The sequence below is a fragment of the Borrelia persica No12 genome (assembly GCF_000500045.1).
GTDB lineage: Bacteria > Spirochaetota > Spirochaetia > Borreliales > Borreliaceae > Borrelia > Borrelia persica.
Genome location: NZ_AYOT01000063.1, coordinates 1 through 8,116, shown reverse-complemented (window position 1 = coordinate 8,116; position 8,116 = coordinate 1). Strand labels below are relative to the sequence as shown.

The window sequence follows — 8,116 nt, the reverse complement described above, 5'->3', positions numbered from 1 at the left end:
GCATTTGGGGATATGGTGAGTGGGACATTGGGGATAAAGGCAGAAACGAAAAAGAGTGATATAGGGAAGTATTTTATTGATATTGAGAAGACTATGGTATTAGTGAAGAATAAATTAAACACTTTAGTTGCAGAAAATGGTAATTATCCAAAAGTGAAAGAAGTAGTTGAGCAATTTATTAGTGGGATATTAGATAAAATTGCAGAAGGAGCAAAAGAAGCATCGAAAGGGGCTACAACTGATATTGCTATAGGAAATGCTGAACAAAATAAAGACGCTAAACCTGGAGAAGTATCAAGTGTAAACGCACTAGTTAAAGGAATTAAAACAATAGTTGATGTGGTGTTAAAGGATAAGGGAAGTGCAGAAGTAAATAAGACTGAAGAAAATGAAAGGAAATCAGTTGGGAATTTGTTTGCTAAAGGAAGTGCTAATGATGGAACAGAAGCACAAGCTGCAGCCGCAAGTGCATCAGTAGGAGCAGTAAGTGGAGCTGATATCTTGCAAGCTATATCAAAGTCAGGAGATGCTGATACTAATAAAGGTATTAATCAAGTAACTAATGCAGCTGAAATTGCAGTTGCTAAGAATGATTCTGGTACTAAAACTCTTGATGCAGCAAAGAAAGATGCGGTAATAGCAGGAGGTATAGCATTGCGGGCAATGGCAAAGGATGGTAAATTTGCGGCTAAAAATGGTGAAGAGAAATCAGCTCATGCAGTAAATGGAGCAGTAGCAAGTGCAGTAAACAAGACACTCAGTATTCTTATGATTGCGATAAGAAATACAGTTGATAGTGGATTAAAAGAGATAAATAAAGCACTAGCTAAGGTAAACAAGAAGATAAATCTTCAGAAGCGTTAGCTAGTGTACAACGATAGATAATTGTATAAAATTAAGTAAAAAATTATTTAAAGGGAACACTTTTCTTATTTTTTGTGTAGATATATAGGGAAGATGTTTTCTTTTTAAATTAATTAATTTAATATATTTTCTTTATTTTTTTATTAAGCATTAGCTTATATTGGGAAGATGAGAGGAGTAATAAAGAGAAGTTTGGTTATTATGATGATTATGGGAGTGATGGGATGTAATAGTGGGTTGATAGAGGAGAAAGAGGGATTAGAGAAGAGGAATGGTTTTTTAGATTCTTTAGTTAAGATCGGGCAAGGATTTTAGGAGATTTTTGGTGTTTTTGGGAATGTTGTTGGTGATGCATTAGGATTTAGTGTGGTTAAATCGGGCGATAAGAGAAGTAAGGTGGGAGAACACTTTAAGAAAATCGGAAATGGATTAACAGAAACTAATGATAAATTAAAAGAGCTATCAGGTAAATTATCTGAATCAAAGAATATTGATGGGATTGCAATTGAAGCTGTTAAGGGTGCAATTAAGGGAGCAAGTGATGTTTTTGAAAAGTTAGTTGGTGCCCTAACTAAACTAGCTGGTGTAACTAATGATGGTGCTGATATTGGTGATACTGCTAACAATTCTACTTCAGTCCCTGCTGAAGAAGCTAGCGTTAAGACTATTATTGCAGAAGTTAAAAATATTATTGATGCAGCGGAGAAGTCTGGAGTAGAGATTGATTTTGGGATTGCTGGTGAACAGGTGACGAATGCTAATGGATCTAAAGCACTGATTCACAATGCTGGTGCTGATGCTAATGTTGGTCCGAAACTAGCGGCTGAGGTATCAAAAGCTGATCCATGGGCAATGATTGATAAGATTAGGAATGCTAAGACTTCCATTGGTGCTCCTGCTGCCAATAATGATCATGAAGCTGGAGTACTAGCTACTGGGGCAGCTACTGCTAATGGTGCTGGAGCAAAGACTAATGCTGACCTAGCGGCAGCGGTAGCTCTTAAGGCCATGACTAAAGGAGGTAAACTTAGCGCTGCTGCTGATGAGTTTGTAGGAGTTAAAGCAGCAGGAGTAAGTGCAGTAAACAAGGTATTAGGAGTACTTGAGCTAGTAATTAGGAAAACGGTAAGTAAAAGTCTAGATAAAGTAAGAGAAGCTGTTAAGGAAATTAAATATTCTGATACTTCTGGAATTAATGCTCCAGAAGCTGGTATTACTCAAGTTCCTGTTACTAAATAAATTGTCAAACTAAATAATAAAGTCATTTAAGGAAAACACTTTTTTTATGGAAGCGAGTTGTTTTCCTTTTTTTCATTTTAGTATCTTTTATTAAAAATTTCTCATTTTTTTATTTGACAAGTTGATTTTATAAAGAGTATTTTTTTCTCTTAAAAAGATTACTTAAACAGAAAAAATACAAATAAATGAAATAAAAAACGAATGAATGATATATAAATTAAAGGTAAGGTAGAGGAATAGGATCTTATTGAGATTGGGAAGAGAAGGAGTTTGATAGAGGAGGGATATTGGAAGAGAAGGGATTATTTAGATGGTAATTGGATTTAAAGATAGTAAGTTTTTTTAAAGAAAGAGAATCATGAGGGAAAAAGGAGGATGAAAGAAATTTGAGAAATTAGGGGGGCCCTGCCCTAAAAGAGGAAATAGGAATAAGAGAAAGTAAAAGAAGCTAAGCAAGGGGGCATAGGGAAGATGAGAGTCATTAAACAAATAATTATGTTCAGTTGAGTTATAAAATGATGCTGCAGAGCCAGCAGCAGATTTTAATAGTGTTAATTCTGTGGTTAAGAGGATTAAGGAAATAGTTGATTTGGTGCTTAAAAAAGATAAGTTAGATCTTAATTCTACTAAGACAAGACTGCTAATAATGATGTTGGGATTGATAAAGCGAAAAATGCAGCTGAGATTGCTACTGCAAAAAAAGAGAGTAAAGATTTTGGTGATACTTGAAAAGATAAAGATGCGGTTATAGCAGTAGGTATAGCATTGCGAGCAATGGCAAAGGGTGGTAAATTTGCTGCTAATAATGATGATAAATCTGAATATGTAGTCAAGATAGTAGCAGTAAGTGCTGTAAACGACATTAAGTGCTTTAATAATAGCAATAAGAAATACATTTGATAGTGGTTTAAAAAATATAAATGAAATACTAGCTACAATTAAACAGGAAGATAAGGCAGCAGAATCTGCAGCTAGTGGACAATAATAGGTCATTGCCGATAAAAATCAGTAAACTAAAAAGTTATTTAAAGGAAACACTTCTCTTTGTCTTTGTTAGACATATAGGGAAGACGTTTTCTTGTTAGATTTCATTGATTTTAATGTATTTCTTTTATATTTTTTATTAAGCATTTATTTATCATGTGTGCATTTCGTTCATTTTTTATTTATTCATTTTTATTGTGTTTTTTCTGTTGAAGTAAAGTTGATAGAAAGAGAAGAAGAGACTCAATAAAAAAGATAAAAGAGACTCAATAAAAGAGAGAAGGGAACTTATAAAAAGAGAAGAAAGGAATGATAAAAGAAGAAAAAGAAGAGAAGGAAGTATGTATTCTGAGTAACTTTTTTTAGAAGGAAGGAGAGCTTATTTAGATGAGCTTAGAGAGGGAAGGGAAGAGAAGGGAGCTTTAAATTGAGGATTTAAAGATTGGGGGGAATTAAAGAGTTGATTAAGGAGGGAAAAAGTAGATGAGAGGAATTAGAGAAATGAACGTTAATTACTATAAGAGAGGGGGTGTTGGGAAGATGAGAGGAGTGATCAAGAGAAGTTTGATTATTATGATGATTTTGGGAGTTATGGGATGTAATAGTGGAGTATTGGAAGAAGAGAAGTCGAAGAATAAATTTTTACAATCTTTAGTTAGTTTGGGAAATGATTTTTTGAATGTTTTTACTTCTTTTGGTGATATGGTTTCTGGCGCGTTAGGATTTAAAGTAGAGTCCAAAAAATCGGAGGTTGGAAATTATTTTAAGGAAGTTCAGAAAACTGTGGAAGGCACTAAGATTGCCCTTGAAAAAATTGTTGCTGATATGAAAACTGAAGGGAATCCTAATTCTTCTGCGGTAGAGATTGCGGTGAAAAAATTGGTTAGTGAAACTCTTGATAAGATAATTGATGGTGCTAAAATTGCTAATGAGGCTATTGGTAATGCTAGTGATCCAATTGGGAATGTTGCTGCTACTAATGCTGCTGGTAATGCTGGTATTGGAGTTGATATGCTAGTAAAAGGAATTAAAGGTATTGTGGATGTGGTGCTTAAAGGTGTAGGGAATGCTGATGCTGGGAATGATAAAAAAGCTGAAGATGGTAATACTGCAAGAAATGCCGCTGCTCAAGATGGTGAAGCGGGTAAATTATTTGTTGTTGCTGCTGGTTCAGCTGGTAGTGCTGATAATGCAAAAAAAGTAGCAGCTGATGCAGCAAAGGCAGTTGGAGCCGTAACTGGTGCTGATATACTACAAGCTATGGTGAAAGATGGTGGTGATTCTGTTAAATTAGCTATTTCTCAGAATGCTGGTATTGCCCCTAAAGATGCAACTATAGCAGGAGGGATAGCATTAAGAGCTATTGCTAAGGATGGTAAATTTGCTAGTTCTAATGCTGCTGCTGATGTTGCTGTTGCTGGATTTAAAGGAGCGGCATTAAGTGCAGTTACTAAAGCGTTAGATACGTTAACTGTGGCAATAAGGAAAACAATTGACATGGGACTTAAGGCAGTTAAAGAAGCAATGAAAATTAATCCTGAGGATACTCCTGTAACTACAGAGTCTGGTACTGTGGTTAAATAAATTGTCAGACTAAATAATAAAGTAATTTAAGGGGAAACACTTTTTTCTTTCTGTGGGAGAATTGTTTTCCTTTTTTGCGTTTTAGTATGTCTTATTAAAGATTTATCATTTTTTTTATTTTATAATTGTATTTTCTTATTTTTTTCATTTATGTATCATTCATTTTCTTATTTGCATTTCACTTTTGCTGTTGGAGTAAAATTGTATGTTTAAAGGAAACATTTCTCTTGTTTTTTATGAGGCATACAGGGGAGATGTTTTTTTATTAAGCATTCATTTATCATATGTGTCTATCATTCATTCATTCATTTTTTATTTAATTTATTTTATTTTTTCTGTTGAAGCAATGTTAGAAATAGAAATAGAGACTCTTTAAAGAAAGGGAAGAGAAGGGAACTTATAAAGAAGAGAATAAAAAAGTATGTATTCTGAGTAACTTTTTCTAGAAGTTAGATGAGATTAGTGAGGAGGGCTTATTTAAAAGGTCTTATGTAGGGAGTCAAGAAAGGGAAGAGAAGGGAAGCTTAAATTGAGGATTTAAAGATTGGGGGGGATTAAAGAGTTGATTAAGGAGGGAAAAAGTAGATGAGAGATATTAGAGAAATAAGAGCGAAAGAAGATAAGAGAGGGGGTATTGGGAAGATGAATACTATTTTCAAGAGAAGTTTGCTTATTATGATGATGGTTGGAATGATGGGATGTAATAGTGGGTTATTGTTGGAGAAAGAGGGATTAGAGAAGAGGAATAGTTTTTTAGAGACATTGGTAAAGATCGGAGAAGGGTTTTATGAGATTTTTGGCATTTTTGGGAATGCTATTGGTGATGAATTAGGATTTAGTGTGGTTAAATCGGGCGATAAGAGAAGTAAGGTAGGAGAGCATTTTAAGAAGATAGGAGATGGACTTACTGCAACTAGGAATAAGTTAAACGAGCTATCAGGTAAAATATCTGAAACTAAGAATGCTGAGGGGGTACAATTGGGGTAGTGGAGGATGCGATTAAAGGAGCAAGTGATGTTTTGGATAAATTAATTGGTGCTCTAACTAAACTAGCTAGTGTAACAAATGATAGTGCGACTGAGATTGGTCATAATGATCATGCTGGTGGTGGTGTTGCAGCTAATGAAGCTAGCGTTAAATCTATAATTGAAAATGTAAAGGAAATTATTGAAGTAGCAGAGAAATCTGGAGTAAAGATTGAAACAGGAAGTGACGGTGATAAAGTTGATGGTGGTGATGCTACTGCCCCTGCTGTGCTTGCTTCTAATGCTGCTGCTAGTGGTTAGCAGCTTTAGCACCAGTAGTAGCTAATGTTCCAGCATCTTTACCGTTACCAGCAAGTTGAGCAGGATTGGTTGTAGAACTTTTAATTTTATTAACCATTGCCCATGAATCTGCTTTAGCAATTTCATCTACTAGTTTAGGACCAGCATAACAATCATGGTGCAGGAGCAAAGAGCAAAGAGCAATGCAGACCTAGCGGCAGCAGTAGCTCTTAAGGCTATGACTGAAGGTGGTAAATTTAGTGCTGCTCAGGCAGAAGCTGGAGCAGTTAAAGGAGCAGCAGTAAAAGTGCAGTAAATAAGGTGCTAGGAATACTTGATATGATAGTTAGGAAAACAGTAAGTCGAAATATAGAGAAAGTAAGAGAAGCAGTTAAGGGAATAAATTATTCTGATACTCCTGGAATTGATGTGACTGAAGCTGGTACTATTCGACCTACTGCTACTAAATAAATTGTAAAATTAAATAATAAAGTCAATTAAAGAAAACATTTTTTTCTTTATGTAGGAGAGTTGTTTTCCTTTTTTGTATTTTAGTATCTTATTATTTTTGTGTGTGTTATTTTTGAATATTCTATGATAAGTGTATTTTTTTGATCCTTTGTTCATTTATGTATCATTCATTTTGATTTTTCTCTTTAAGTAAAAGAGAAAGAATAAGGGGGGATAAAAATGAAATAAATAAAAGAAGGCGAGAAGAGAGAAAAGAGAATGGAGAAGGATAGGTATTATGATGAAGAAAAGTATGGTGGTGATTTCAGTATATTAGCTGTTTATTTCTAAAATTGATCAATTATGAAAACACCAAGTGCTAATAAAGCTTAAAGTTATATTTAACTACCATAAAATAAAACTTAAATAAAAGTAAGCCAAAATTCTTTTTTTAAATATAAATTTATAACACATATAGTCCATACTTATAGATAGTATTCGTAATATTACTATCTATAAGCAAGTTCTGCTAAACTTTTTAGAGCTAGGCGTAATGATTTGTTAGATTAGTTTTGATTAGTAGATATCAACCATCCTTCCGCTTTCAACTTTTTATTAAAACAGTTAATATGTTGAAATCTATAGTAATATATTATAAAGATTACCAAACATACCACGCACTACTAAATCCATACTCAAAACTTCAATTGGTAAAAAATTTACTTCACAAAACAGGTATATATAGAGTTGGATATACTTGATGATCTTTATTATTGTTTTCTTTTATCTTTATAATTAAAGAATTTACTTCATTTTAAGCTCATCTAATTTTGTCTTTACATGTAGGTTGCTTTGAAAAAACTTCCACCATATTCATTATTGGTAACAAATTTTTACTTGAAAGAAATCATTGAAAGAAAGCACTTCTTTTGTTCTATATGAGAAAACAGAGAAGATGTTTTCTTGTTGCATTAGGTTATGTACTATAATCTTTACATTAGGACGGCAGTAAATAATTATCAATAAAAAATCAATACTAAAAAAAGTTATGAGAGGAAACGCTTCTCTTATTCTTTGTGAGAAATACATAGAAGATGTTTTCTTGTTAAATTATGTTTATAGATATAATATTTGTACTATAGATAGTAATTTACGAATACAATCTATAAGTATGGGTTGTATTTATGTGTGTTATTGTTTTTAATATAAATTAAAAACAAAGAATTTAGGTTTACTTTTGAAGTATCTCTTTTCAAAATTGATGAAAGGGTAGGGATGTTTAGTGAAGTTAAAGAAAGACAGATGTGTGCACAAAACCGTTCTTTAGACGGTATGATTTCTGATACATTAGAGCAAAGTATAACAGACAATACTGGTGTGAATATAATAGGTGATATATCAAATAACTCTGCACCAGACATTTCATACAGATTATTGCCTAAGATGAATATTGAATTTGAAACTAATTATGCAGGATTTAAGACGACTAAGGGATTGTCTTTATCAAGTTTAGGTATTGTAGTTAAAGAAGAAGAAAGTAAAATTATAAAAGAAAAGGAGACGTAACATGAGATTTCATTTGCGATATTTAGCTAAAAGATTATACATAAAGCGAAGATAAGCTTTGGACAGTTTATATGAGCGATGAGGTGCAGTCTAAGCGAATAGATAAAACAATAGTTAATTTTCCAGTACTTGTTCCAGAAGATATTGACTATGATTATGTATAT

At 33.1% G+C, this 8,116-nt stretch carries 4 protein-coding genes and 4 pseudogenes; all 8 read left to right on the top strand.

The features are described 5' to 3' along the window. Window positions 1-864: variable large family protein (locus U881_RS0101220; RefSeq protein ID WP_024652992.1), on the top strand; the 864-nt coding region annotated here is incomplete at its 5' end. A 168-nt stretch (window positions 865-1,032) separates the two neighbouring features. After that, window positions 1,033-2,103 (top strand): annotated as a pseudogene (locus U881_RS10380) (variable large family protein). A 532-nt stretch (window positions 2,104-2,635) separates the two neighbouring features. Next, window positions 2,636-2,710 (top strand): annotated as a pseudogene (locus U881_RS13675) (hypothetical protein); the annotation flags it as partial. 35 nt (window positions 2,711-2,745) lie between these two features. After that, window positions 2,746-3,088: pseudogene (locus U881_RS12160) on the top strand (variable large family protein); the annotation flags it as partial. A 539-nt stretch (window positions 3,089-3,627) separates the two neighbouring features. Next, window positions 3,628-4,671, top strand: a complete 1,044-nt coding sequence (locus tag U881_RS0101200) for a variable large family protein (RefSeq protein WP_038363200.1) — start codon at window positions 3,628-3,630, stop codon at window positions 4,669-4,671. Window positions 4,672-4,876: 205 nt separating this feature from the next. Then, window positions 4,877-5,047 (top strand): hypothetical protein, encoded by a 171-nt coding sequence (locus tag U881_RS12535; RefSeq protein ID WP_160164763.1) that lies wholly within the window; start codon window positions 4,877-4,879, stop codon window positions 5,045-5,047. Window positions 5,048-5,313: 266 nt separating this feature from the next. Next, window positions 5,314-6,407: pseudogene (locus tag U881_RS13670) on the top strand (variable large family protein). Window positions 6,408-7,661: 1,254 nt separating this feature from the next. Then, window positions 7,662-7,952 carry a hypothetical protein gene (locus U881_RS0101165; RefSeq protein ID WP_024652987.1) on the top strand — a complete coding sequence of 97 codons (291 nt, stop codon included), beginning with the start codon at window positions 7,662-7,664 and terminating at the stop codon, window positions 7,950-7,952. The last annotated feature ends 164 nt before the right edge of the window (window positions 7,953-8,116 follow it).